Here is a 22,986-nt window from a genome sequence, read left to right as displayed (position 1 = left end):
TATTGATTATCAGATAAATAATCAACGTAATGATTCAAGGGTTAAAAAAAATGTATTTTAAGAATTAAAGGAATGTTAAATTATCATTATCTCAAATTTAAGGTTAAAAAATAGCGCTTCCCTGTGTTGGGAAGCGTATTTTATCGACTTTGACCCAATTTGAAGGTGGTATGCTTGATAAAAGCAGGGAGATTGGAAGATAAATACCCTTTTATAAAAAAGAACCCCCTCTTTTTGGAGGGGGTATCGAAATCTTAATCATTAAGTATACTTCTCGAAATCACAATTTTCTGGATTTCGGAGGTGCCTTCATAGATCTGGGTGATCTTTGCATCGCGCATCAATCGCTCTACATGATATTCTTTTACGTAGCCATTTCCACCATGAATCTGAACGGCTTCAACAGCGGTTTCCATGGCAACTTCTGAAGCGTATAACTTGGCCATGGCACCAGAAAGGGTGTAATCGTTGCCATTGTCTTTATCACAAGCGGCTTGGTACACTAAATGTCGGGCAGCTTGAATTTTGGTGTGCATGTCGGCCAACTTAAAGGCGATGGCCTGGTGGTTGGAAATCTCCGTTCCGAATGCCTTACGTTGTTTGGAATACTGCAGGGCTAGTTCATAGGCGCCAGCGGCAATGCCCAAGGCTTGGGCCGCAATACCGATTCTACCCCCCGCCAAAGTTTTCATGGCGAATTTAAATCCGAAACCATCTTCACCAATGCGGTTTTCCTTTGGGACTTTTACATCGGTAAACATTAAGGAGTGGGTGTCGCTTCCTCGAATTCCGAGTTTATTTTCTTTAGGGCCAATTTCAAAACCCTCCGTGCCTTTTTCAACAATCAAGGCATTGATGCCTCTGTGTCCTTTTTCCACATCGGTTTGGGCAATCACAAGATAAACTTCGGCTTGGTTTCCGTTAGTAATCCAGTTTTTGGTGCCATTTAATAGGTAATGGTCTCCTTTGTCCAAAGCCGTGGTTTTTTGAGAGGTTGCATCGCTACCTGCTTCGGGCTCCGAAAGACAGAAAGCACCGATAATTTCTCCAGAGGCCAATCGAGTAAGGTATTTTTCTTTTTGTGCTTCGGTACCGTATGTTTCAAGTCCCCAACACACCAAAGAGTTGTTGACCGAAACCATAACAGAAGCCGAAGCATCGATTTTGGACAACTCCTCCATTGCCAAAACATAGGAAAGGGTGTCCAAACCGCTTCCGCCATATTTTTCGTTTACCATCATACCTAGAAAACCGAGTTCGCCCATTTTATGCACCAATTCCTTTGGAAATTTTTGGGTTTCATCGCGTTCAATTACCCCGGGAAGCAATTCGTTTTGGGCAAAGTCTTTTGCCGCTTGTTGTATCATTAACTGTTCTTCGGAAAGTGTGAAGTCCATAAAACTGAATAATAATTAAAAACTACCTACAAATATAGTCTTGTAATATTATATTTTCACAAAAAGGTGTATTTAAATGAGAATGATGAAATGTTTTTTTGAAAAATTTGAGAAGTTAAAATTTGGTCTTCACAATATTTTATAAGGATAAGATTATGTGGAAAACCTCATTTTGAATATCTTTAGCCGCACAGATAACTACTCAAAATAATAATACCTTAATTAAACCAAACTTATAATGGAAACCCTTTTAGTTGTCATATTTGTATTAGGATATTTGGCAATCACCCTTGAACATAACTTAAAGATTGATAAACTTATTCCGGCCTTGGCCATGATGGCCATACTTTGGGCGCTTATGGCGTTCGGATTGGACGGATTCTCAACATGGTTCGATTCTGGAGCGCACCATTTAATGGAAAACTTCGGCATGTTGGAGCACGAAGAGAAGTTGGAAATGTTGGAGGAGACCTTGCTTCACCACTTAGGAAAGACTTCCGAGATTTTGGTCTTCCTTTTAGGTGCTATGACCATTGTGGAGATCATTGATTATTTCGATGGTTTTGCCACCATCAAATCTTTTGTAAAGACAAGAAGCAAAAAGAAAATCCTTTGGATTTTTTCCTTTTTGGCATTCATTCTTTCAGCAATCATCGATAACCTTACGGCTACTATCGTATTGATTTCCATCCTTCAGAAAATTGTTAAGGACAGAGATACAAGAATTTGGTATGCTGGTTTAATTATTATTGCAGCCAACGCGGGTGGTGCTTGGTCTCCAATCGGGGATGTGACCACAACCATGCTTTGGATCGGAAATAAAGTTTCCACTGCCATGTTGATTGAGCACTTGTTGATTCCTTCTTTGGTATGTATGTTGGTGCCTTCCTTTATCGCATCGTTCTTGCCTGCCTTTAAAGGTGAAATAGATATGGATGAGGATGAAGGTTCAAAATCGAAATTTGGTCCAACGATGCTGTACCTTGGTTTGGGGGCCATCGTTTTTGTGCCGATTTTTAAAACCATCACACACCTGCCTCCTTATGTGGGTATGATGTTGTCCTTGGCCATAGTGGCGACATTTGCTGAAATCTATAGCAACAAAAAAATATCAATTTCCTCATTGGATCACGAGAGCGATGCCGCCTCTCACCATAGCCCTGTGCATAGTGCATTGACCAAAATAGAATTACCTAGTATTTTATTCTTCTTGGGTATTTTGATGGCGGTTGCGGCTCTGGAGTCTTTGGGCTTGTTGTTCAATTTTGCCGAAGGCTTGAAACAAGGCATGCCGTTAATGGGTACCGAAATGGCCGGAACATCAGTTTCTGACCTTGTAGTATTGTTGTTGGGTGTAGGCTCTGCGGTAATTGATAACGTACCATTGGTGGCAGCTAGTTTGGGGATGTTCTCTGAACCAATGGATGACCAATTGTGGCACTTTATAGCCTATTCTGCAGGAACAGGTGGTAGTATGCTTATTATTGGTTCTGCAGCAGGAGTTGTAGCGATGGGGATGGAAAAAATTGACTTCTTTTGGTATGTTAAAAAGATATCGTGGTTGGCCTTTCTAGGCTTTATCGCAGGGTCAATTTGTTTCATGGTAATGCGATATTTGTTCTAAAAAATACTTTAGTTCAAAAATCTCCGTTATAATTGCAAATTAAATTGGGGATTTTATATGATTATGTTTCAAGAAGCAACGGAAGGCGCAGAGGTGACTGCCTCTATTTCAGAAGAAAAGACCTTATCCGTAATAGATCTTATCGTTAACGGAGGAACAGGAAGTATCATCATAATTATGGTACTTTTTGTTCTTCTTTTTGTAGCAATGTATATTTATTTTGAACGCATTTTTGCCATTAAGGCGGCATCCAAAATAGATAAAAACTTCATGGATCAGATTCGTGACCACGTCATGAATGGAAAATTGGAGGCTGCTAAACTTTTATGTGCCCAGACGGATTCTCCCGTGGCACGTTTAACTGAAAAAGGCGTTGCCCGAATCGGTAAACCTTTGGACGACATTAATACTGCAATAGAGAACGCAGGTACCCTAGAGGTATACAAACTGGAGAAAAACGTAAGCGTTTTGGCCACAGTTGCCGGTGCTGCACCCATGATTGGGTTCTTGGGAACCGTAATTGGTATGATTTTGGCATTCCACGAAATGGCAAGTAGTGGAGGACAGGCTGAAATGGGCTCCTTGGCATCCGGTATTTACACCGCAATGACCACAACGGTTGCTGGTTTGGTGGTTGGTATTATTGCCTATATCGGGTACAACCACTTAGTGGTAAGAACGGACAAGGTGGTTCATCAAATGGAAGCCAACGCCGTACAGTTTTTAGACTTATTGAACGAACCTATATAGTTTTCCTATGAAACTAAAGGGAAGAAATAAAGTAAGCCCGGAATTTAGCATGTCGTCAATGACAGATATCGTATTTCTGTTGTTGGTGTTTTTTATGCTGACGTCCAATGCTCCAAATGCCCTCGATTTACTTTTGCCAAAGGCAAAGGGGAAATCTACCAATACACAGAATGTTTCGGTGACCATTGACAAGAACTTGAAGTATTTTGTGAACAACGAGCAGATTAACAAGGAATACATTGAAATTGAATTAAAAAAGGCACTTGAAGGTCAAGACAAGCCAACTATCATTCTAAGGGCAGAAGAAAACGTGGCCATCAAAGAGGCGGTCAACGTAATGGATATAGCCAATAGGAACAAATACAAGGTTATCTTGGCGGTGCGGCCAAATTAATGTCCTTCTTAGATACGAGACACAAGAAAAAATCATTCACGCTTACAACACTTTTGTTAAGCGCGCTGCTCCTATTGCTTTTTTATATCGGACTTACCTATCTAGACCCACCTATTGAAAATGGAATAGCGGTGAATTTCGGTACCATGGATTTTGGTAGCGGAGAAGTTCAGCCCAAGGAAAAAGTAAGGTCAGAACCAAGAGAGGTGCCAACTCCAGCAGAACCACAAGAGCAAGTGGAAGAATCTGTCCAGCCTAAAGAAACAGTGGTTGAGGAAGCTCCTGTTGAAAAAGTATTGACCAGTGACGATACTGAAACTATCAAACTTAGACAACAGCAAGAAGCCAAGCGCAAAGCCGAGGAAGAAGCTGAAAAAGCGAAAGCCGAAGCAGAACGCATCGCCAAAGAAAAACGCGAGGCCGAAGAGCGTAAAAGACAGGAAGAGGAAGCCAAGAAAAAGAACATCGATGCTTTGATTGGCGGTATTGGTCAATCGGATGGGACAACTACAGGCAGTGAAGGTGATGACGACCGAGCAGGCGATAAGGGTCAACCTGATGGCGACCCCTACGCAACATCTTATTATGGTGACCCTGGTACCGGGAGTGGAGGTAGTGGATATGGATTGAGCGGTAGGTCTTTGGCTGGAAAGAATATTGTCCGTCAAGAATGTAACGAAGAAGGCAGGGTAGTGGTTCGTATTACCGTGGATAGATCAGGGAAAGTGATTCAAGCTACACCTGGTGTAAAAGGAACTACCAATAATGCACCTTGTTTATTGGATCCTGCCAAAAAAACAGCGATGCTTCATCGATGGAATCCTGATTCCAATGCACCTGCACAGCAAATAGGATTTGTGGTCGTCAACTTTAAATTGGGGCAGTAGTGACCTATAAAGAGACTTTGGACTGGATGTTTGTTCAGTTGCCCATGTACCAACAAAAAGGTGCTGCGGCCATGAATGCGAAATTGGACAACATTATCCATTTTGCCAGTATTCTTGATAATCCCGAAAAACAATTTAAAAGCATTCACGTAGCAGGAACCAACGGAAAAGGTTCCAGTAGCCATATGCTGGCTTCCATTCTTCAGGAGGCGGGCTACAGAGTTGGATTGTACACTTCACCTCATTTAAAAGATTTTAGAGAGCGCATCAAAATTAATGGGCAGGTGGTTAGCGAGGAATTCGTGGTTGACTTTATCGAACAGCACAAGCCCTTTTTAGAGTACCACAAGCTTTCTTTCTTTGAAATGACCGTTGGGATGGCATTTCAATATTTTGCGCAAGAACAAGTGGATATTGCCATTATTGAGGTCGGTTTGGGGGGGCGATTGGATTCTACGAACATCATTATACCTGAAGTTTCTCTGATTACCAATATAGGATTGGACCATACCCAGTTTTTGGGAGATACCTTGGAGAAAATTGCTTTGGAAAAAGCAGGAATCATAAAACCGAAGGTTCCTGTGGTGGTCAGTGAGACCCAACCTGAAACCAAAATGATTTTCAACCTGATCGCGCACCAACTGAAATCAGATATTGTTTTTGCAGATGAAAATGCTAAAGAGGGTTTCAAAACCGATTTGTTGGGCGACTATCAGGAAAAAAACATGAATGGGGTGGTGGCTACAATTCAGCAACTCAAAGGCTTTACTGTTTCCGAGCAAAACATTACTGAAGGACTCCAAAAAGTGGTCGCCAATACGGGACTTTTGGGGCGATGGCAAATTTTGCAACAATCACCTTTGGTGGTTTGCGATACGGCCCATAATAAGGAGGGTTTACAATTGGTGTTGCGACAAGTAGAAAGACAATCTTATGGTCAACTTCATATAGTGCTGGGATTTGTAAATGATAAGGATGTAAAGTCAGTTTTGGGAATGTTTCCGAAAGAAGCAACTTATTATTTTGTGAGACCTGCCATTCCAAGAGGGATGGATGTGAATGTGCTTTGGGAACTAGCTCAAGAACAGGGACTTGAAGGCGAGAAATTTGGGTCGGTTCAAAAGGGTTTTGATGCAGCTTTGCAAAATGGTCAAAGCACAGATATGGTTTATGTGGGAGGGAGTACTTTTGTTGTTGCAGAAGTAGTGTAATTTTTTTTCATTTTTTGTTTTTTAAATCAAAAACAGTGTTATATTTGCACTCCCATTACGGAAAATAATGGGCGCTTAGCTCAGTTGGTTCAGAGCACCTCGTTTACACCGAGGGGGTCGGGGGTTCGAATCCCTCAGCGCCCACTTTTAGAGTTCAAACGAAAACAAAGCCTTGCAAATCAATAAGATATGCAAGGCTTTGGTGTTTTAAGCCTTTGTTTGAATTGACCTCTTTTGGTTTGCAATTCGATTAGTAAATGTTTTTCTGTAAAGTGTTAACTGGATGAGAATGTAAATCACTATATTACAGCATCTTAGTGTTTGACTTTTGTAGGTGTTTTTTGATTATAAAAAAATGAAAACTATAAGGACTCGGTCTACATTTTAAATCAATTTCTGGATAAGCACTTCCCGAAGGAGTGGCGGTTTAGTCAAGATCTATGCTCGGATAACCAATGATTCACAAGGAGTTAATGTGAGTCTTAAGTACACGGTCACCGTTAAAAGTTGGGACCCAAAGGGGTCAAGGGTTCTGGGGCGTACTTAACAAGCGCAAGAAATCAACGCTTATCTGATAGAGGTCGAAATAGAACTTTTCCACTAAAATCATATCTTTAGAGAAACCAACCTCCAATGATCAAGTTCTTCAGGAAAATCCGCCAGCAATTACTTTCAGAAGGAAAAACTGGCAAGTACTTGAAATATGCCATTGGAGAAATTGTACTTGTGATGATTGGTATTCTTTTGGCTTTGCAAGTGAATAATTGGAACACCAAACAAGCGGAGAGTAGCGCATCAAAAAACCTCATGAACAGATTGCTTATCGAAAGCTACAACAACAAAAAGGCCATTAGTGAGAATATTTTTGAAATTAAATCATTGATGTCTGATGCTGAGCATTTTTTACAACTTATGGGGGAAGATTTTACCGACAAAAATCAACAAACAGTTGACTCCCTAATTTACTCAATCCTAACCTCACCTAATTTAAGCCATAAATCTTCAACCTTAAATGAGGCGTTAAGTTCTGGTGAAGTATCCTTAATAGCTTCAGACAGCCTGCGTGACTACTTATATCAAATCCCAAGTATTTATGCAAATATCCAGCAAACAGAGGATATAGAAAATAACGATGGTTCAAACAATTTTGTTCCTTATCTCTACAACAATATTTCATTAAGACAGGTAGACTACAGGTTCGCCCCCATTAAAGATAGGATAGGTAAAAGTAAACTTGTTCCCCAGGACAACAGGATTATCTTAAAGGATAGAAAATTTGAAAGTATGGTGGACAACAAATTTTTCCTGTTAAACAATATGTTGATCAAGAATCAAGAATATGAAACATTGAACAATAAAGTGATTCAATTGTTGGAGAAAGAAACTCAAGAATATGAATGAAATACTTATCAATATTGGCCAATTTAATTTAAATGAAGTGGTAAAAATGTCTACTAAGACAGTAAATCCCTTCCACATTTTCTTATTTATGGAGAAAGTATCGTAAGTTGTGATTTAGAGAATTAAAGTTCAAATAAACGATTGGCATACTCTTCAACACAACTGTTCCAACAGTTCAACCCAATTGCATAAAAACCATATCTTTAGAGAAACCAACCTCTAATGATCAAATTCTTCAGAAAAATCCGCCAAAACTTACTTTCAGAAGGAAAGACTGGAAAGTATCTCAAATATGCCATTGGCGAGATTATTCTTGTTGTTATTGGAATTTTGATTGCACTGCAGATTAATAATTGGAATGAGGAAAGAAAAGATAGAATAAAGGAACAAGTAATCCTTAAACAACTTCAAGAAGACTATCAAGCTAACCTTGTACAATTGGAACAGAAAATAGAGACAAGGGAAAAGGTTCTTACTTCGGCATTTAGATTGTTAAGGGCTTTTGATAATCCTGTTGGAATTGTTCGAGATAGTGTAATTCAAGACCTGGCTATGGTGCGCAATGATCCGACATTCGATCCTATTCAAAATGACTTAATCAGTTCGGAAAATTTAAGATTGATTCGAAATGGCAAATTGAAACACCTACTATCCAACTGGTCTTCCGATGTAGTTGGAGTGACAGAAATCGAAGTAGTTTGGACTAAAGTAGTGAATGAGCAATTTGAACCAATTATATCAGATTTGGGATTGGGTAGAGATATCTATAATAGTTTTATTAACGACATTGACCATTATTGGCTATTAGATAAAAATATAAATGCATACAAAGAAGAAATTGGAACTTCCAGCCTTGGTGCAACTCTAAATGAAATATTGACAAGTAAAAAATTGGAGTCTATGGTTTCAATATCTATTGCTAATAATAAAGGTGCAAATCTGCAATCTGAAGCTTTGCGCCTCAGAATTTTGGAGATCTTAAATTTATTAAGAGACGGAATCGAAAAATAACAAAAGCGCAACAATGTATAAAAATAATAGCCGCCTATCGGATGGCCACGCTTCATATACTACCCGTTAGCTACAATTTGAATAAGATTAAGGAACTTACAAAATCTGTTATTCTAAGATACGAGTCATTAAGTGGAGGAATGAAAATAACTCAAGAAGCTATTAAAATTGAAACACTAAAAATAGATAACAGTGAATTTGAAATCCCTAAAGATGTTGTCCTAATTGAAAAATCACAATGATTAACAAAGAACTGAGTCAAAACAAAGTTCAAATAATCGATTCGATTTCATTTTGTGGCGGGGAATGTTATCATTGGCAAAACGGATAAGATCAACGTGATCCATTAGCAAGAATTATAAATGATAAGTCAAAAATTTGATGTGATAATTATCGGAGGGGGTTTAGCCGGATTAACATGCGCCCTTCATTTATCGCAAAATAATTTCAAGGTGCTTCTTATAGAAAAAAACAGTTTTCCCAAGCACAAGGTCTGTGGTGAATATATATCCAACGAAGTTTTACCCTATCTAAAGTATTTAGGGTTCGACCCTTTTGAGTTTGGGGCCAAGCGCATCTCAAATTTCGAACTTACTACACATAATAACAAGACCATCAAGGCTGACTTACCGCTTGGTGGATTCGGAATGAGCCGATTTGAAATGGATTTTCGGCTATATGATCTTGCATTAAGGCAAGGGGTTTCGGTAGTACAAGATACTGTGGTTGATGTGGTGTTTGAGAATGACATTTTTCACATTCAAACTAAATCAAATCAAAACTTCACTTCAAAAATCACTATTGGTGCTTTTGGAAAGCGGTCCAATTTAGACCATAAGTTCCAACGTTCGTTTATCACGGAGAAATCACCCTACTTGGGTGTAAAGGTTCATATGTCAGGTAATTTTCCTGAAAATAAAGTAGCACTTCACAATTTCACAGGTGGTTATTGTGGGGTGTCCACAGTTGAGAATGACCACATTAATTTATGTTACATTACCAATTATAAGGCATTTAAGCGCTATAAGGATATAGATACTTTTCAAAATGAGGTTGTATTTAAAAACCTTGCTTTAAAGAAGTTGTTTCAGAATTCAAGTGCTGAATTCGATGAACCATTGACCATCAGTCAAATTTCCTTTGCGACCAAAAATCCCATTGAAAATCACATAATCATGTGTGGTGATTCGGCCGGTATGATTCATCCGCTATGTGGAAACGGAATGGCTATGGCTATAAGAAGTGCACAATTAGCATCAGTTCTTATTATTGACTATCTTCAAGATGAAATGCATACGCGGATAGCATTAGAGAGAAAGTATGCTAAAGTTTGGAACAAAACTTTCGGCTTTAGATTAAAAGTCGGCCATGGAATTGCCTTTTTATTTAGACAAGATTGGTTAGCACCAAAAATACTGGTAGTTTTAAGAAGAGTACCTTTTTTGATGCCATTGATTATTAGAATGACCCACGGAAAACCCATGAAAGTTTAATGCCCTTATTTATAGATACCACATATCGGAGCAATGCTACAGAACTCATGGATGATTTTTCCATGAAGGGCGAATTGCTTCGAGACTCTTTAGATAAGCTTGGTAAAATCAATAAGTGGCTGGGTGGAAACCATGTCACCTTGGATGGCCTGCGCCAATTACTGAAAAATCAACCCAAAGAAAAAGTATATACCATCGTGGATCTAGGTTGTGGCCATGGGGATATCTTAAGGTTGATTGCAGATTATGGAAGAAAAAACAATTTTTCGTTTAACCTAATTGGTATTGATGCGAACGAGGACGCCATTGACTATGCGGTTGAACTATCGGAAGATTATGATGAACTGTCGTTTACTAACATGGATGTTTTTTCTGAAGAATTCCAGGCCTTAGATTATGATATTGTGCTTTCAACCCTGTTTTTACATCATTTGAATCAAGGTGAAATCCAACAGCTATTAAAAAAGATAAATTCAAAAGCAACGTTGGGCATCGTTATTAATGATTTACATCGAAGTAGAATGGCGTATGGATTATTTAAAGTATTGGGCTTGGTAGTTTCCAACCCTATGATAGTCCAAGATGGATTAACCTCTATTTTAAGGGCATTTAAACGTCAGGAATTAGAAAACATTTCAAAGCAATTGAACCTTAAATCACAAATTTGTTGGAAATGGGCATTCCGCTACCAATGGCTCATAAGGAGTTAATTTAGAAGAAAATTGTGACGCTGAGCTTGTCAAAGCGTCTCAAAATAGGAAACAAAAAAGATTCTTGCCTACGCAGGAAATTAATATGGCAGTAAGAATAATATCGGTTGCAAAGCAACTTCCAAAATATACCAGAGAGACCAAAGACATTTTACCTTATGTTGCGCTTTGGCTCGATGGGCAAGAAGAACGTTTTAAGCGCAAGGTCCTCAAGATTTTCGAGAATGCAGCAGTTGATAGACGTTATTCCATCATGAGTCCCGAGGAAGTGTTTTTAAGAACCTCGTTTGAGGAAAAAAATGATATTTATACCCGAGAATCCATTAAACTGGCAGAAAAAAGCTTGTTGAAAGCTTTGGATAAAGCCAATTTGGAACCAACGGATTTGGACTACATTATCACGGTGAGTTGCACCGGCATCATGATACCTTCTTTGGATGCTTATTTGATCAATCGGTTAAAGTTGAAGCAGGATATTGTTCGGTTGCCAGTAACCGAGATGGGATGCGCAGCAGGCGTTTCGGGAATTTTATATGCCAAGAATTTTTTAAAGGCCGTTCCCAATAAACGCGCCATTGTTATTGCTGTGGAATCACCTACGGCAACGTTTCAGCTCGAAGATTACTCGATGGTCAACATTGTGAGTGCTGCCATATTCGGGGATGGTTGTGCCAGTGTTATTCTATCGTCTTATGAAGATGAGGTAGGTCCGGAAATCAAGGATGAAGCCATGTATCATTTCTATGATGCCGAACACATGATGGGATTTAAGCTAAGGAATACGGGATTGCAAATGGTTTTGGATCAATCAGTTCCAGAGACCATTGCGAATCACTTTCCTGATATTATCCATCCCTTTTTAGAGAAGAATGGTTTAACCATTGATGATATAGATCATTTAGTGTTTCATCCTGGAGGCAAAAAAATTGTCCAAACGGTCGAAGATCTATTCGGTGCTTTGGGCAAAAATATAAACGATACAAAAGAAGTTTTAAGGCTATACGGCAATATGAGCAGTGCCACCGTGCTATATGTTTTAGAACGATTTATGGACCGAAAATTACCTAAAGGGGATAAAGGAATAATGCTAAGTTTTGGACCAGGTTTTTCTGCCCAAAGAATTTTATTGGAGTGGTAACATGAAAGAATTCAGAGATAAAAATTATTGGGCCTTGATACTTGGCGGTAGTAGTGGTCTAGGTTTGGCCACTGCCAAAAAATTGGCCAGGCATGGTATGAATATCTGTATTGTATACCGCAATTCTAGAATGCAAGAAGAAGCTATTGTAAAGGAATTTAAAATTATACAGCAAGAAGGTGTACAATTTAAGGCGTTTAATAGTGACGCTTTTAAAGCAGAGAAAAGAGAAGCCATTATACAAGAATTGAAATCAATTTTAGGTGTTGGTCAAAAGATAAGAACGATGATTCACAGCGTAGCTAAGGGCAATCTAAAACCAATGGTTTCAGACGGAAAAACTGAACTAAAGCACGATGATTTCGCTTTGACCATAAATGCTATGGGAATTAGTTTGTATGATTGGACCAAATCAATTTTTGAGGCACAATTGTTTGCAGAAGATGCACGATTACTAAGCTTTACGAGCGAGGGCAATTCTAAGGCTTGGAAGAGTTATGCTGCCGTTTCAGCGGCCAAAGCAACACTGGAAGCGATTACCAGAAATATAGCATTCGAGTTTGCACCCTATGGAATTAAAGCCAATTGTATCCAAGCAGGTGTGACAGATACCACGTCATTGCGAATGATTCCCGGCAGTGAACAAATTATTAAATATACCTTAAAACGAAATCCAAATAAACGCTTAACCACTCCAGAGGACGTGGCCAACGTTGTTTATTTACTAACGAAGGATGAAGCTTCTTGGATCACGGGAACGGTAATTCCGGTGGATGGAGGAGAGCACTTGATTTAAAATGAAAGCATCGGAAATCATAGCGCTATTACCTTATCAAAGACCATTTTTGTTTGTGGATGATATCGATACCATTACCGAAAACAATATTATGGGACACTATACATTTAGGGAGGATGAGTTCTTTTATGAAGGGCATTTTAAAAACAATCCAGTCACCCCAGGGGTCATACTTACAGAATGCATGGCACAAATTGGTTTGGTTTGTTTAGGGATTTACCTGATGAAAGACGGATTAAAGAAATCACAAAAACCTCAAATAGCCCTTACCTCACATCAAATGGATTTTTATGTACCGGTTTCACCTGGCCAAAAAGTCCATGTTCATTCAGAAAAAGAAGTCTTTCGATTCAATAAATTAAAATGTAATGTAAAAATGCTCACCGAGGACGGAGACCTAATAGCAAGAGGATTAATTTCAGGAATGTTGAACGTATGAATCAACGTGTTGTCATAACAGGAATGGGAGTAGTTGCGCCAAACGGTGTTGGTGTTTCTCATTTCACGGAGTCTTTAAAAAATGGAACCTCGGGAATCACGTTTCATCAAAAATTAAAAGACCTTAATTTTTCTTGTCAAATAGGTGGCGTTCCCAATGTTACTGATGAATTACAATCAGAATATTTTACAGATTTACAATTACGAGGATTTAATAGCTCTGGAATACGATATGGTTGTATTGCGGGTATAGATGCTTGGAAAGACGCAGGGTTTTATACGAATCCAAATAGCGAACTAGATTATGATACAGGACTTATTTTTGGAACCGGAACATCAGGTGTCGAAAAATTCAGGGAAGCGATTTACCAACTCGATGATGGGCAGGTAAGACGTTTGGGCAGTACGGTTGTTATACAAACCATGGCAAGTGGCATTAGTGCTTATTTAAGCGGTATGCTTGGGTTGGGCAATCAGGTTACCACAAATTCATCTGCATGTACAACGGGTACTGAAGCTGTTTTAATGGGTTATGATCGCATTAAGTTCGGAAAAGCCAAACGTATGTTGGTGGGTAGTTGCAGTGATCATGGACCCTACGTTTGGGGAGGATTTGACGCCATGCGTGTTATGACATACAAACACAATGACAATCCAGTAAAAGGTTCAAGACCAATGAGCGCTTCAGCATCAGGTTTCGTTCCTGGAAGTGGCGCAGGCGCTTTGGTTTTAGAATCTTTGGAATCTGCATTGGAACGCAATGCAAGCATTTATGCAGAGGTTTTGGGTGGTGAAGTTAATTCTGGAGGGCAACGACAAGGGGGTACCTTAACTGCTCCAAATCCGGCAGCAGTGCAACGATGTATAAAAAACGCCTTGAAGAATTCAGAAATAGATCCAAGTAAAATAGATGCCATTAATGGCCATCTTACAGCTACTTCCAAGGATGCACTGGAAATTGAAAATTGGACCAAAGCATTAGGAAGAAAGCACAAGGATTTCCCCCTTATAAATTCTACTAAATCTTTGGTCGGTCATTGTTTGGCCGCCGCAGGATCAATTGAATGTGTTGCTAGTGTCATTCAACTCAAAGCGCAATTTATAGCACCAAACATCAATTGTGAAGATCTACATGGTGACATCAAAGAATTAGTGGATGTTTCCAGAGTGCCAACCCAATCAAGAGATGCTAATATTCAAGTGATTGCCAAAGCCAGTTTTGGTTTTGGTGATGTGAATGCCTGTGTTTTATTTAAGCGATTTATACCGTAACTTACGTTTCAAAAAATATGAAGAAGGAACAATTAATTGCCAAACTAAAACCTATTATTGAACCCTATATTCAAGATGAGGAGGCTTTCCAAAACTTATCCGAAGATACAGATTTTGTCAAGGACCTCAAGATAAACTCAGCGAATCTTGTGGATATCATTTTAGATATTGAGGACGAATTTGATATTCGATTAGAAAATGATGATATGGAGCAAATGCTAAATGTAAAGTCTGCCATGAACATTGTTACTTCAAAACTTAACAACTAATGGTTGGCAATGACATTGTTGATCTTCATGAAGCGCATATGGCTTCAAATTGGCAGCGGCCACGATTCTTAAATAAACTTTTTACCGAATTAGAACAAAGGTATATTAAGGATGCCAAAACCCCATTTCTTATGGTTTGGCGATTATGGAGCATGAAAGAAGCTTCTTATAAACTATTCACCCAAATTTATTCCAATCGTTTTTACAATCCCAAGGGATTCGAATGTATTCTTGAAAATAATTCCGGAACGGTAAAATTCAAAGGTTTTCAATGCTATGTTGAAATAAAGGAGACCTCAAAATATATAATCTCTGAAGCAAGACTGAATAAACAAAAGTTGAGTTCTAAAATTGTAAAATTTAAGACCACAAACCAAAAGCAGCAAAGTGAAGAACTGAAAACAAGACTGCTAAATTATGTTGGTAGTGCTTATCAGCTAAAAAAGAACAAAATAGATATTCCTACATTGAGTAACGGAAAAGAGCATTTCAATGTAAGCTTAACCCATCATGGAATTTATGGTGCCTTTGTAATAAGCTGATTATTGATCTTAAGATAGCATTCTAATTTTAATTGGATTTATAAATCTACGAAAGAGGATTGCTTAAAATGGTCTGTAATTCAGTTAGTATAAAAAAGCATAAGCAAGGAAAAACCCAGTAAAACAAGGCTTTTTTTTTGTGGTGGGATAACATTTCTTGTATTGTATATTACATGTTTTTATTCATGATTTTGCATTCTAATGAATCATGAAAAATTAATTTCTTAGCTCCAAAATGTCCACCTTGTAGGTTATAAGAAAAATATTACTTTTTATCGAATTATTTTTTCATGTTAGTTTTTAAAACGGTAAGTTTCCATAACTAAACTAACGCATGAAAAAAATCTTAACCTCCCTCCTTTTGGGATTGGTACATTTCTTTGTGACCGCCCAATCGGAATTCATTACCACTTGGAAAACTGACAATCCGGGGGTATCAGCGGACAACCAAATTACAATTCCCACTTTTACAGGAGAAACTTATAATTATACAGTTGATTGGGGTGATGGCACTTCCGATTCCAACGTATCAGGTGATATTACACACACTTATGGAGTTCCTGGAACTTATCAAGTTTCCATTTCAGGTGACTTCCCAAGAATTTATTTTAATGGGAATCAGGCTCCAAATTCGAGTGATGTACAGAAGATTCTATCCGTAAATCAATGGGGGAATATCGAATGGAGTTCTTTTGAAAATGCGTTTGGAGCGTGTTCAAACTTGGATGTTGAAGCAACGGATAGCCCTAATTTGTCGGGAGTTTCAAGTTTAAAATTAATGTTTGACAGTTGTATCAATTTGATAGGTAATTCTTCATTTAACAATTGGAATGTTTCCAATATAACCAATTTGCAAGGTGTTTTTGCAAATGCAGAAAATTTTAATCAAAATATTGAGGATTGGAACGTATCCAGTGTAACTACAACCTCAGGAATGTTTTTTAAAGCTCGTTCTTTTAATCAACCCATTGGTTCCTGGAATGTGCAAAACGTTGAAGACATGTCCTATATGTTTAGTGATACGGATAGTTTTAATCAGTCATTGAATTCTTGGAACACTATTGCTGTAAATAATATGGAGGGAATGTTCCAATACACACTTGATTTTAATCAACCTTTAAATTTTTGGAATCTTTCCAATGTAGAGAATATGCAATATATGTTCTTGGGAGCCAAAAGTTTTGATCAAAATATAAATGATTGGGCTGTTTCGTCCGTTTCAAATATGTACGGAATGTTTCAGGAGACAGATAAGTTCAATCAGCCATTAAATGCTTGGGATGTTTCGAACGTTACCAATATGTCGAGCATGTTTTGGAATGCATTAGCCTTTAACCAGAACCTAGAAGATTGGAATGTTTCCAATGTGCAATCCATGAATTCTATGTTTAATAGGGCATTTGCATTTGATCAGGATTTGGGTGATTGGAATATCGCAAATGTAGCTAGCATGTACCAAATGTTTTTTGAAGCGGGTATTTCTCAAGAGAATTATGATAATACCTTACTAGGGTGGGGGAGTTTACCGTCTTTACAAACCAATGTTGTTTTAGATGCAGGTTCAAGTACCTATTGTGAAGCTGAAGGTGCGCGACAATCTATTATTGATACTTATGGATGGTCAATAACCGATGGAGGAAAAGGTTGTCCCTTTATAACTACTTGGAAAACTGACAACTCGGGTATATCGGCCAGTAATCAAATAATCATACCCATTTTTGCTGGGGAAGCCTATAATTATTCCGTAGACTGGGGCGATGGCACTTCCGATTCCAATATTACAGGTGATATTACCCATACTTATGGTTCGCCTGGAACTTATACTGTGTCCATTTATGGTACTTTTCCGCGAATCTATTTCAACGAGGGTGGAGATGCAAATAAACTAATCAATATAAAACAGTGGGGCAATATAGCGTGGACCTCTATGGAATCGGCTTTTGCAGGGTGTTCCAATTTATCGGTTGGCGCCGAAGATGTCCCTGATCTGTCTGCAGTTACCAGTTTAAGAAGAATGTTCCTTAATTGTAACTATACTTTTGATTTTTCAGGTACCCGTGAATTTTCAAATTTTAACGGTGTTGAGAATTTTAATTCTTGGGACGTGAGTACCATCACCGATATGTCCAATATGTTCGATAAGTCGACTTTTAATCAGGAAATTTCATCCTGGGATGTAAGCAATGTGGAAGATATGTCCTATATGTTTTTTAGTTCTTCGTTCAATCAAGACATAAATTCTTGGGATGTGGGGAATGTAACAAATATGATGGGGCTTTTCAGTAGTGGAATGTTCAATCATGATGTTTCCAATTGGGATGTGGGTAGTGTAGTAAACATGGATTATATTTTTAATAGTACCTATTTCAATCATGATATAACCGCATGGAATGTAGCAAACTTGGTTAGTATGCGACATGCCTTTAGTCAAGGCCATTTTGATCAAGATTTAAGTTCATGGGATATTTCGAATGTGTTGGATATGAGCAATGCTTTTGATGACTCTGATTTATCCAAGGAAAATTATGACGCCATACTAAGTGGATGGTCTCAACTTTCAGGATTGCAAACCGGCGTGGTATTGGGTGCAAATGATGCGGTGTACTGCTTGGCAGAAACTGAAAGAACCACCTTAATCAATACATATGGTTGGACCATAAACGATTACGGGATTGCTTGTGAAGCCGAAGTGCCTTTTGTTACTACTTGGAAGACGGATAACCCAGGCCCTTCCAATGACAACCAAATTACCATACCGACAAGCCCAACCGATATTTATGACTATAGGGTAGATTGGGGGGATGGTACTATTAACGTGGGAGTGACTGGAGACATTACCCATACGTATGCTCAGCCTGGAGTATATGAGGTGTCGATCACTGGAAAATTCCCTAGAATATATTTCAACGGTTATGAGTTTGCCCCTCAAACCTCTGACGATTTAAAGTTGTTATCCGTGGATCAATGGGGTACTAACCGTTGGAAGTCAATGGATTTTTCATTCGCAGGCTGTGAAAATATGGATGTTACCGCAACCGATATACCCGATTTTTCAAGAGGAGTTTCCTTAACTGGAATGTTCTGGGATGCCAAATCATTGGTTGGGAACCCATCTATTGCAAATTGGGATATTGAAAAAGCTACATTTTTGAATTTTATGTTCAGAGGAGCTAGCAATTTCAATGTTCCAATTGGGGAGTGGAATCTTACTGGTAAGAGAGATATTTATGGCATGTTCGAAGATGCAGAATCGTTTAATCAAGATTTGAGCAACTGGAATGTTCAAGACATGGATAATATGACCAATCTGTTTAAAGGTTCTGGCCTTTCAAATAGAAATTATGACAAAATTTTGATAGGCTGGAGTCAATTACCATCTTTAAAGAATGGGGTGCAATTGGATGCCCCTGAAAATTATTATTGCAGTGCGGCGGAACAACGACAATCCCTTATAGATAATTACAATTGGATTATAAACGATGCGGGTGCCAACGGGGAATGTTATTTTGTGACTACATGGAAAACAGATAATCCAGGCGCATCTGCAAGCAACCAAATTACAATACCTACTCATCCAGATGAAATCTATGACTATAACATAAATTGGGGTGATGGCACTTCAGATATCAATGTTAATGGAGATATAACCCATACCTATAGTTCCCCAGGAACTTATACAGTTTCCATTTCGGGAAATTTCCCCAGAATCTATTTCAATTATTTTCCAGAAGATGAAGCAAAGGATTATGAAAAACTGATTTCTGTGGATCAATGGGGCAACATACAATGGAGTTCAATGGCCGATGCCTTTGCGCGCTGTACTAATTTGGACATTGTTGCAACTGATGTGCCTGACCTTTCCAATGTTGAAGATATGGGGTACATGTTTAGGGGTTGCTCCAATTTGGTGGGTAACAACAATTTTTCAGCATGGGACACCTCCAATGTTACGGCAATGTTCGGGGTTTTTTCCGAGGCTCCGCTGTTCAATCAAGATATTGGAGGTTGGAATGTTTCTAATGTGACCGATATGGGTGCCATGTTTTGGCAGGCCTCATCCTTTGATCAAGATATCTCATCATGGGATGTTTCAAAGGTAACCCGAATGGTCAATATGTTCAGCGGGGCAATGGCTTTCAATCAAAATATTGGTGGTTGGAATGTTTCCAGTGTAGATGATATGGCCTATATGTTTAGGGCAGCCAACAGTTTCGACCAAAATATTGGAGGGTGGAATGTTTCCAATGTAAGTAGGATGGAGGGTATGTTTATGTTCAACCAAACATTTAACCAAGATATATCCGCATGGGATGTTTCCAATGTGAACTTAATGGGGGTCATGTTCTGGGGTGCCGAGCTATTTAATCAAGATATTTCATCATGGGATGTTTCCAGTGTTACGGATATGGACAGTATGTTTGAAGGGGCCACCTCTTTTAATCAAGATTTGGGAAGTTGGGATATTTCCAATGTAACCTCCATGAGCCTGATGTTCTGGGGTGTACCATTATCTACAAGTAATTTTGATGCAATTTTAAATGGCTGGAGCAGTCTTCCTAGTTTAAATAGTAATATAGAGTTCCATGCAAACTTAAGTAAGTATTGCAGTGCGAGTGCGGCCCGACAATCCTTGATAGATGATTTTGGATGGGAAATAACAGATGGAGGCAATACGGGTTCTTGCTTTTTTGTGACAACTTGGAAAACCGATAATCCAGGGATTTCAGCGGACAACCAAATTACAATTCCAACATTTCCTGGTGAGACCTATGATTATACTGTGGATTGGGGCGATGGTACTTCTGATGTAAATGTAACAGGCAATATTACGCACACCTATGTAACAGCTGGTACTTATCAAGTTTCAATAAGTGGAGATTTTCCAAGAATTTTTTTTAACGACTACGATGGAACTGAACAAGACTCGGATAAACTGCTATCCGTTGATCAATGGGGGTCGGGTAAGTGGACTTCTATGAACAATGCTTTTACCCACTGTTCCAACATGGATGTTTTGGCAACTGACTTTCCAGATTTAAGTCAAGTAACAACATTGGGAGCTATGTTCAGGTTTTGTGAATCCTTGGTTGGAAACGATTCATTTTCCAATTGGGAGGTTGAAAATGTAACTAGCTTTTCAAATATGTTCGATGGAGCAACCAAGTTTAATCAACCAATAGGATCTTGGGATGTATCTAATGCTGTGAATATGGTGTACATGTTTTCCAACGCTACTGAATTCAATAGCGATATTTCTAGCTGGGACATTTCAAATGTTCAGCATATTGAGTCAATGTTTATCGGGGCTAGCTCTTTTAATCAACCAATTGGTTCTTGGAATATTCAAAATGTTGTTTCATTGGCGACTTTATTTGCAGGGGCAAGTGCATTTGATCAGGATATTTCTGTTTGGGATGTTTCAAATGTGGAGAATATGGGAGCTATGTTTTCCGGTGCCAGTTCATTTAATCAGGACATCAGTGTTTGGAATGTTGGTAAGGTAACTAATATGAATGTAATGTTTTTTGGTGCAGCATCATTTAACCAGCCCATAGGTGTATGGGATGTAAGCAAGGTTACTGATATGTCCAGTATGTTTTTTGAAGCTACATCATTTAATCAGCCATTGAACGATTGGAATACCTCGAATGTTACAGTTATGGGCTCGATGTTTGCCAAGGCCACATCATTTAACCAGCCTCTAAATGATTGGGACATAAGTAAGTTGGAAAGTACTTCAGGAATGTTTTTAGGTGCCACTTCTTTCAATCAAGATTTGTCCAATTGGGACATGGGGAATAAAACTTCCATTGGAGGAATGTTCAATGGCGCCACTTCTTTTGATCAAAGCTTAGGTGATTGGGATATAGGTAATGTAACAAACATGGATTATCTTTTTTATAATGTGGGACTTTCGTTGGAAAACTACGACAAAACATTGTTGGGTTGGAGTAACCTCCCCACAGTACAAAGTAATGTAATTTTAAATGCAGGAGACAGTCAGTTTTGCAATTCGGAAGAAGCGCGACAAATGCTTATAGATAACTATGGTTGGGTTATAACAGACGGAGGAAAAGTGCCATTCTGTAATGAAGACAACGATGCCGATGGGGTTTTGGATCACATGGACCTTTGTTTGGATACCCACTTGGGTGCTGTTGTAGATGAATATGGTTGCGAAATTATTGCATTTGATGCCATTCAGGTTTATGTGTTGACTCCTAGCTGTACAGGGGGTTCGGATGGTGCGATCAATATTTCGATGAATGTTGAAGGGCATTTGTTGGATGTTTCCATCTCGGGAGATTCCTATTCCAATGAGTTTTTCGATGTTGCTTCGGTATCAGGATTGCAAATAGGTAATCTGTCCGAAGGAATGTACACCATTACAGTTTCAATTCCAGAAGCATTGTTTGAACAGACATATGGGGTAATGGTGAACGATTTGTCGTCGGTTACCGGGAAAAGGACTTCAATGGATTCTAAAGCGGGCCAAGCCGTTTACGAAGTTATGGGGAGTACATCTTATGAGGTTGCTATTAATGGGGCAACTCAAAAATACTCCTTTGAAAATGATGGCCCTCAAACCATTGTTTTGGATGATTTAAAAGGTCAAACGGAAGTGTCAATTTCAGGTGAAAGCGATTGTCAAGGAACAATATTGGACAGTTTTTTTATCGGGGACACCTTCCAAGTGTTTCCAACTATTACCGCTGCAAGTGTAAACATTCTAAGCAGTAATGCAACATTAAATATCAAGGTGTTCGGGTTGGATGGCAGGCTGGTCAAAAATTTAAGATATAACCAAAACAATCAAATATTGGACATCTCAAGTTTAAGGTCAGGGGTTTATATACTTCAAGGCGAAATCAATGGCCAATTGGAAACCGTTAAGATTATAAAGAAATGATAAAGCAAAAGTTGATTGCCAGAGTACTATATTTCACAATGCTAATACTGGTTTCCTCATGTGGGGGCGGGGGTGAAGGTGAACAACCGTTACCGGAACCGGAACCAGAGCCAATAAATAATTTGCCTGCAAAAGTAATTGGTACTCTTCCTGCCAACGGAGAACCATGCTCGGATTATACAGAAGTATCTACGGATGCCACTAAAGTGGTTATTTCGTTCGATTGGCAGACCGCTGAATATACTGATAATTACGAGTTAGTAATAACAGAGAGCTCATCTGAGGTTTTTAAGGATACTTATACCGATACCAATACTCAAGTTGAACTGCAACGCGGTAAAACATATTCGTGGTCTGTGAAATCAATAAACGAGTTTGGGGAAACAACAGGTGACACCTATTCCTTTACCACACCGGGTACACCAGTTGGAAACTTTGCTCCCTATGCGGCTGAAATCAGCATTGATTTTAATACTGAATCTATGGAAGCATCGGTAAGTTGGGTTGGAAGTGACGAGGATGGAGATGCACTTATCTTTGAGGTAAAGGTTTGGGAAAATGAAAACCTACTCATTGAAGAAGTTGACTATACCCAAGAATCTTTAGAGCTTTTTGCATACATACAGGAGGGAAGCTACACTATCGAGGTCGTTTCAAAAGACCCATTGGGAAATTTTTCAATATCAACAATGCATATTCAAGCCCCTTAAGAAAGAATTAATTTTAAAAAAGCCTTCGATTTT

19 protein-coding genes and 1 tRNA gene are annotated in these 22,986 nt (G+C 38.7%); 19 read left to right on the top strand and 1 reads right to left on the bottom strand.

The window, feature by feature from the left end:
• Window positions 1–254: 254 nt before the first annotated feature.
• Window positions 255–1,397, bottom strand: a complete 1,143-nt coding sequence (locus ABT310_RS03625) for an acyl-CoA dehydrogenase (RefSeq protein ID WP_375325390.1) — start codon at window positions 1,395–1,397, stop codon at window positions 255–257.
• 238 nt (window positions 1,398–1,635) lie between these two features.
• On the opposite strand from ABT310_RS03625, the gene nhaD reads away from it, so the two are divergent.
• From nhaD to ABT310_RS03530, 19 genes are all read left to right on the top strand, one after another.
• Window positions 1,636–3,021, top strand: a complete 1,386-nt coding sequence (gene nhaD, locus ABT310_RS03620) for a sodium:proton antiporter NhaD (protein ID WP_375325389.1) — start codon at window positions 1,636–1,638, stop codon at window positions 3,019–3,021.
• Window positions 3,022–3,078: 57 nt separating this feature from the next.
• The gene (locus ABT310_RS03615; protein WP_375325388.1) at window positions 3,079–3,771 is read left to right on the top strand and encodes a MotA/TolQ/ExbB proton channel family protein; all 693 of its coding nucleotides are present in this window, start codon (window positions 3,079–3,081) and stop codon (window positions 3,769–3,771) included.
• A gap of 7 nt (window positions 3,772–3,778) precedes the next feature.
• Window positions 3,779–4,165 carry a biopolymer transporter ExbD gene (locus ABT310_RS03610; protein ID WP_285652088.1) on the top strand — a complete coding sequence of 129 codons (387 nt, stop codon included), beginning with the start codon at window positions 3,779–3,781 and terminating at the stop codon, window positions 4,163–4,165.
• Window positions 4,165–5,052, top strand: a complete 888-nt coding sequence (locus tag ABT310_RS03605; RefSeq protein ID WP_375325387.1) for an energy transducer TonB — start codon at window positions 4,165–4,167, stop codon at window positions 5,050–5,052. Before ABT310_RS03610 ends, ABT310_RS03605 begins: the two co-directional genes overlap by 1 nt.
• Complete coding sequence (locus ABT310_RS03600; protein ID WP_375325386.1) at window positions 5,052–6,263, top strand: bifunctional folylpolyglutamate synthase/dihydrofolate synthase; 1,212 nt, start codon at window positions 5,052–5,054, stop codon at window positions 6,261–6,263. The genes ABT310_RS03605 and ABT310_RS03600 overlap by 1 nt, the downstream gene beginning before the upstream one ends.
• A gap of 69 nt (window positions 6,264–6,332) precedes the next feature.
• A tRNA-Val gene (locus tag ABT310_RS03595) sits at window positions 6,333–6,407 on the top strand.
• A gap of 244 nt (window positions 6,408–6,651) precedes the next feature.
• On the top strand, window positions 6,652–6,810 hold the full coding sequence (locus ABT310_RS03590; RefSeq protein WP_375326143.1) for a hypothetical protein: 159 nt from the start codon (window positions 6,652–6,654) through the stop codon (window positions 6,808–6,810).
• 86 nt (window positions 6,811–6,896) lie between these two features.
• A complete protein-coding gene (locus ABT310_RS03585) occupies window positions 6,897–7,664 on the top strand; it encodes a hypothetical protein (RefSeq protein ID WP_375325385.1) in 768 nt (255 codons plus the stop codon).
• Window positions 7,665–7,886: 222 nt separating this feature from the next.
• On the top strand, window positions 7,887–8,675 hold the full coding sequence (locus tag ABT310_RS03580) for a DUF6090 family protein (protein WP_375325384.1): 789 nt from the start codon (window positions 7,887–7,889) through the stop codon (window positions 8,673–8,675).
• Between the two features lie 362 nt (window positions 8,676–9,037).
• Entirely contained in the window at window positions 9,038–10,168 is a 1,131-nt protein-coding gene (locus ABT310_RS03575) for an NAD(P)/FAD-dependent oxidoreductase (RefSeq protein WP_375325383.1), read from the top strand.
• A gap of 47 nt (window positions 10,169–10,215) precedes the next feature.
• Window positions 10,216–10,878, top strand: coding sequence for a methyltransferase domain-containing protein (locus tag ABT310_RS03570; protein ID WP_375325382.1), 663 nt, complete (start codon window positions 10,216–10,218; stop codon window positions 10,876–10,878).
• 85 nt (window positions 10,879–10,963) lie between these two features.
• Window positions 10,964–12,016, top strand: coding sequence for a type III polyketide synthase (locus ABT310_RS03565; RefSeq protein WP_375325381.1), 1,053 nt, complete (start codon window positions 10,964–10,966; stop codon window positions 12,014–12,016).
• A 1-nt stretch (window position 12,017) separates the two neighbouring features.
• Window positions 12,018–12,812, top strand: a complete 795-nt coding sequence (locus ABT310_RS03560) for an enoyl-ACP reductase (protein WP_375325380.1) — start codon at window positions 12,018–12,020, stop codon at window positions 12,810–12,812.
• A gap of 1 nt (window position 12,813) precedes the next feature.
• Window positions 12,814–13,251 carry a 3-hydroxyacyl-ACP dehydratase FabZ family protein gene (locus ABT310_RS03555; RefSeq protein WP_375325379.1) on the top strand — a complete coding sequence of 146 codons (438 nt, stop codon included), beginning with the start codon at window positions 12,814–12,816 and terminating at the stop codon, window positions 13,249–13,251.
• A complete protein-coding gene (locus ABT310_RS03550) occupies window positions 13,248–14,522 on the top strand; it encodes a beta-ketoacyl-[acyl-carrier-protein] synthase family protein (protein WP_375325378.1) in 1,275 nt (424 codons plus the stop codon). Before ABT310_RS03555 ends, ABT310_RS03550 begins: the two co-directional genes overlap by 4 nt.
• Window positions 14,523–14,539: 17 nt before the next feature.
• On the top strand, window positions 14,540–14,791 hold the full coding sequence (locus tag ABT310_RS03545) for an acyl carrier protein (RefSeq protein WP_375325377.1): 252 nt from the start codon (window positions 14,540–14,542) through the stop codon (window positions 14,789–14,791).
• Window positions 14,791–15,333, top strand: coding sequence for a 4'-phosphopantetheinyl transferase superfamily protein (locus ABT310_RS03540; RefSeq protein ID WP_375325376.1), 543 nt, complete (start codon window positions 14,791–14,793; stop codon window positions 15,331–15,333). Before ABT310_RS03545 ends, ABT310_RS03540 begins: the two co-directional genes overlap by 1 nt.
• 334 nt (window positions 15,334–15,667) lie before the next feature.
• Window positions 15,668–22,243 carry a BspA family leucine-rich repeat surface protein gene (locus tag ABT310_RS03535; RefSeq protein ID WP_375325375.1) on the top strand — a complete coding sequence of 2,192 codons (6,576 nt, stop codon included), beginning with the start codon at window positions 15,668–15,670 and terminating at the stop codon, window positions 22,241–22,243.
• A gap of 38 nt (window positions 22,244–22,281) precedes the next feature.
• Window positions 22,282–22,953: a hypothetical protein gene (locus ABT310_RS03530; protein WP_375325374.1), complete on the top strand. Its 672-nt coding sequence runs from the start codon at window positions 22,282–22,284 to the stop codon at window positions 22,951–22,953.
• The last annotated feature ends 33 nt before the right edge of the window (window positions 22,954–22,986 follow it).

Origin of the sequence: Flagellimonas cixiensis (genome assembly GCF_042134615.1) — a bacterium.
Lineage (GTDB): Bacteria > Bacteroidota > Bacteroidia > Flavobacteriales > Flavobacteriaceae > Flagellimonas > Flagellimonas cixiensis.
This window is presented reverse-complemented; position numbering and strand designations above follow the sequence as displayed.

Excerpts from the sequence above, each read along its gene's own strand:
- ABT310_RS03625 (WP_375325390.1), bottom strand. The coding sequence starts at position 1,397 with ATGGACTTCACACTTTCCGAAGAACAGTTAATGATACAACAAGCGGCA.
- nhaD (WP_375325389.1), top strand. The coding sequence starts at position 1,636 with ATGGAAACCCTTTTAGTTGTCATATTTGTATTAGGATATTTGGCAATC.
- ABT310_RS03615 (WP_375325388.1), top strand. The coding sequence starts at position 3,079 with ATGATTATGTTTCAAGAAGCAACGGAAGGCGCAGAGGTGACTGCCTCT.
- ABT310_RS03610 (WP_285652088.1), top strand. The coding sequence starts at position 3,779 with ATGAAACTAAAGGGAAGAAATAAAGTAAGCCCGGAATTTAGCATGTCG.
- ABT310_RS03605 (WP_375325387.1), top strand. The coding sequence starts at position 4,165 with ATGTCCTTCTTAGATACGAGACACAAGAAAAAATCATTCACGCTTACA.
- ABT310_RS03585 (WP_375325385.1), top strand. The coding sequence starts at position 6,897 with ATGATCAAGTTCTTCAGGAAAATCCGCCAGCAATTACTTTCAGAAGGA.
- ABT310_RS03580 (WP_375325384.1), top strand. The coding sequence starts at position 7,887 with ATGATCAAATTCTTCAGAAAAATCCGCCAAAACTTACTTTCAGAAGGA.
- ABT310_RS03575 (WP_375325383.1), top strand. The coding sequence starts at position 9,038 with ATGATAAGTCAAAAATTTGATGTGATAATTATCGGAGGGGGTTTAGCC.
- ABT310_RS03570 (WP_375325382.1), top strand. The coding sequence starts at position 10,216 with ATGGATGATTTTTCCATGAAGGGCGAATTGCTTCGAGACTCTTTAGAT.
- ABT310_RS03565 (WP_375325381.1), top strand. The coding sequence starts at position 10,964 with ATGGCAGTAAGAATAATATCGGTTGCAAAGCAACTTCCAAAATATACC.
- ABT310_RS03560 (WP_375325380.1), top strand. The coding sequence starts at position 12,018 with ATGAAAGAATTCAGAGATAAAAATTATTGGGCCTTGATACTTGGCGGT.
- ABT310_RS03555 (WP_375325379.1), top strand. The coding sequence starts at position 12,814 with ATGAAAGCATCGGAAATCATAGCGCTATTACCTTATCAAAGACCATTT.
- ABT310_RS03550 (WP_375325378.1), top strand. The coding sequence starts at position 13,248 with ATGAATCAACGTGTTGTCATAACAGGAATGGGAGTAGTTGCGCCAAAC.
- ABT310_RS03545 (WP_375325377.1), top strand. The coding sequence starts at position 14,540 with ATGAAGAAGGAACAATTAATTGCCAAACTAAAACCTATTATTGAACCC.
- ABT310_RS03540 (WP_375325376.1), top strand. The coding sequence starts at position 14,791 with ATGGTTGGCAATGACATTGTTGATCTTCATGAAGCGCATATGGCTTCA.
- ABT310_RS03535 (WP_375325375.1), top strand. The coding sequence starts at position 15,668 with ATGAAAAAAATCTTAACCTCCCTCCTTTTGGGATTGGTACATTTCTTT.
- ABT310_RS03530 (WP_375325374.1), top strand. The coding sequence starts at position 22,282 with ATGCTAATACTGGTTTCCTCATGTGGGGGCGGGGGTGAAGGTGAACAA.